Genomic DNA, 2834 nt, shown 5'->3' with positions numbered 1-2834 from the left:
GCGCCGAGCGCGAACGCCCAGCGCCCGTCTCCGTGCGTCGAGGCGACCGAGCCGAGCAGGAACACCGTGTCGAGATACACGTGCGGGTTGAGCCACGTGAGGGCGAGACAGGTGAGGACGGCCGCGCCGAGCGCGGTGCGAGCGGGGCGCGTCCGCACCGTCGTGCGCCCGGCATCCGGGGCCGAGGGCGGTGTCGTGATGTCGACGCGCAGGGTCTCGCCGCGGGGACGCCAGGCCCGACGCGCCGCGAGCACCCCGTAGCCGACGAGGAACGCCGCGCCCGCCCAGCGCACGACGACGATGAGCCAGGGGACGGCCTGCAGCAGCACGCCGATGCCCGAGACGCCGAGCACGATGAGCACGGCGTCGGAGATCGCGCATACCGCGACGACGGCGAGCAGGTGTTCCCGGCGTACGCCCTGACGCAGCACGAACAGGTTCTGCGCGCCGATGGCGACGATGAGCGAGAAGCCGAGGCCGAGGCCGGCGAGCAGGGGAGCGAGCACGCTCCGACGTTAGGTCCGTGTGCCAGAGAAGCCCAGCTCAAGATTCTGGGGCACCGTTAGCATTGCTTCATGTCGATTCCCCTCGACCTCGCCCGGACCCTCGCCATCGTCGTGGAGGAAGGGACCCTGGATGCCGCGGCCCGTCGTCTGCACGTCACCCCGTCCGCGGTGAGCCAGCGCCTCCGCGCGCTCGAGGACCAGCTCGGACGGGTCGTGCTCGTGCGGTCGAAGCCCGTGCGGACGACCGAGGCGGGCGATGCCGTCGTCCGCCTGGCCCGTCAAATCGCGCTGCTGGAGCACGACGCGCTCGCGGCCATCGGGGCGGAAGGCGGGGCGGTGGCATCCGTTCCCCTCGCGGTGAACGCGGACTCGCTCGCGACGTGGTTCCTCCCCCCGCTGGCACGGGTCGCCCAGCGTCGTCCGGTCGTCTTCGACCTGCACCGCGACGATCAGGATTTCACCGCGGGGCTTCTCGAGGCGGGCACGGTGATGGCGGCAGTGACCTCGCGAGAGTCCCCGGTCGCGGGATGCCGCGTGCGCCGGCTCGGCGTCCTGCAGTACGAGGCGGTGGCGACGACGGCGTTCGCGGCGCGGTGGTTCCCCGATGGGGTCGATGTCGCAGCGCTCGCGGTGTCGCCCGTCGTGGACTTCGATCGCCGCGACGATCTGCAGACCCAGTGGCTGGCCCGTAGGGGAGTCGCCGCGGCGGCGCCTCCGCGGCACCGGGTTCCGGCATCCCAGGACTTCGCCACCGCGGTCGAGTTGGGGCTCGGGTGGGGGCTGCTCCCGAACTTCCAGTCGGCCGCGGGGCTGTCAGAGGGCACCCTCGTGCGGCTCGGAGACGATCCCGTCGAGGTGCCGCTGTTCTGGCAGCAGTGGAACCTCACTTCAGCGGTGCTCGACGACGTCGCCGAAGAGGTCGTCGCGGAGGGGCGCCGCGTGCTGTCCGCCGGCTGAGTCAGTCGTCGCTGACGTGCAGCACGATCTTGCCGCGCGTGTGCCCTCGCTCGAGCTCGGTGTGTGCGGCGGCGGCCTCGTCGAGGTCGAAGACCCGGTCGATGAACACCCGCACCGCACCCGAGTCGAGCAGGCGCCCGATGGTCGCGAGAGCAGCGCCGTCGGGGATCGTCTTGTAATCGGTCGACCGGATGCCGCGCGCCGAGGCCGCTTCGCGGAATCCGGGCCACGCGCCGGTGGGGACCTCGATGAGCAGACCTCCCGGGCGCAGGACCTCGAGGGAGCGTGTGCCGGTGTCGTCGGAGACGTTGCCGATGAGATCGATCACGACGTCGACATCGGCGACGACGTCTTCGAAGCGGGTCGAGGTGTAGTCGACGACCTCGGCGGCGCCGAGCTCGCGCAGCCAGTCGAGGTTGCGGGCAGACCCTGTCGCGATGACGTGCGCGCCGAAGTACGCCGCGAACTGCACCGCGAAATGACCGACGCCGCCGCTTCCCGCGTGCACGAGGATGCGCTGGCCCTGGTGGGCGAGTGCGGTCTCGACGACGAGGCCCCACGCGGTGAGGGCCGCGACGGGCACGCCCGCGGCCTCGACGTACGACAGGGACGCGGGTTTGCGGGCGAGGGACAGGGTGGGCACCACGGCGTACTCGGCGTAGCCGCCCGGGGTGCGGGGGACCGCAGCCATGCCGTACACCTCGGTGCCGACCGGGAACGGGTGAGCGTCGAAGGGGGCTCGCACCACCACACCGCTGACATCGAGGCCGAGGACCGCGGGCCACGCGTCGATCGCGCCCGACATGCCGCGGCCCGCTCGGGTCTTGGCGTCGATCGGGTTGATCCCTGCCGCGACCACGCGGACGAGCACCTCGCTGAGGACCGGGGAGGGGACGGGGACGTCGGCGACGTGCAGCGTATCGGGGGCGCCGGGAGCATCGAAGACGGCTGCTCGCATGACGTCGGGGACCGCGGGCGCGGGGTCGATGCTGGTCTCGGGACGCGTCGATCGGAATCTCATCGGGCGCTCTCTCTCGCGTGCGGTCGCAGGCGGCCACACCGCCCCTGTTCCCCCAGTCAAGCGCGCCATTGTCTCCGCGGTGTTACACCTCGGTCACCGTGTCGCGACGGAGCGTGCGGTGCCCCGATGGGGTGCGGGGAGCGTGCAGGGAGAAAGCTCGTATGCCGAACTCCACTGGGAAAAAGCAGACGCTGTCGCCTGTCGCTCATACGCATCTCGCAGCCAACGAGACAGGCAGAAAGCTCGAATGCCGTCTTGTGCTGGAAAAGAAAGAGCGTGAGAACGCGCTAGCCTTAGGGATGCTACAGACGCAGCCTGCCAGTACAGTCGAAAAAGCCGATGTCAATTAT

At 70.7% G+C, this 2834-nt stretch carries 4 protein-coding genes; 2 read left to right on the top strand and 2 right to left on the bottom strand.

Going from position 1 to position 2834, the window contains the following annotated elements:
• The coding region (locus NS220_RS18030) for a LysE/ArgO family amino acid transporter (RefSeq protein ID WP_058625363.1) at positions 1–506 on the bottom strand (506 nt) is incomplete at its 3' end.
• A gap of 69 nt (positions 507–575) precedes the next feature.
• Here NS220_RS18030 and NS220_RS18025 point away from each other — a divergent pair.
• On the top strand, positions 576–1463 hold the full coding sequence (locus tag NS220_RS18025; RefSeq protein ID WP_058625362.1) for a LysR family transcriptional regulator ArgP: 888 nt from the start codon (positions 576–578) through the stop codon (positions 1461–1463).
• A gap of 1 nt (position 1464) precedes the next feature.
• On the opposite strand, the gene NS220_RS18020 is transcribed toward NS220_RS18025, so the two are convergent.
• Positions 1465–2484, bottom strand: coding sequence for an NADP-dependent oxidoreductase (locus NS220_RS18020; RefSeq protein WP_058625361.1), 1020 nt, complete (start codon positions 2482–2484; stop codon positions 1465–1467).
• 161 nt (positions 2485–2645) lie between these two features.
• On the opposite strand from NS220_RS18020, the gene NS220_RS20470 reads away from it, so the two are divergent.
• On the top strand, positions 2646–2834 hold a 189-nt coding region (locus tag NS220_RS20470; RefSeq protein ID WP_206543045.1), incomplete at its 3' end, for a hypothetical protein.

This window comes from Microbacterium testaceum, assembly GCF_001476655.1.
Lineage (GTDB): Bacteria > Actinomycetota > Actinomycetes > Actinomycetales > Microbacteriaceae > Microbacterium > Microbacterium testaceum_C.
The sequence above is the reverse complement of the archived record's forward strand: the minus strand, read 5'-3'. Positions and strand labels throughout refer to the sequence as shown.

What these genes read in the sequence shown, in the direction of transcription:
- NS220_RS18025 (WP_058625362.1), top strand. Translation starts at nt 576, where the DNA reads ATGTCGATTCCCCTCGACCTCGCCCGGACCCTCGCCATCGTCGTGGAG.
- NS220_RS18020 (WP_058625361.1), bottom strand. Translation starts at nt 2,484, where the DNA reads ATGAGATTCCGATCGACGCGTCCCGAGACCAGCATCGACCCCGCGCCC.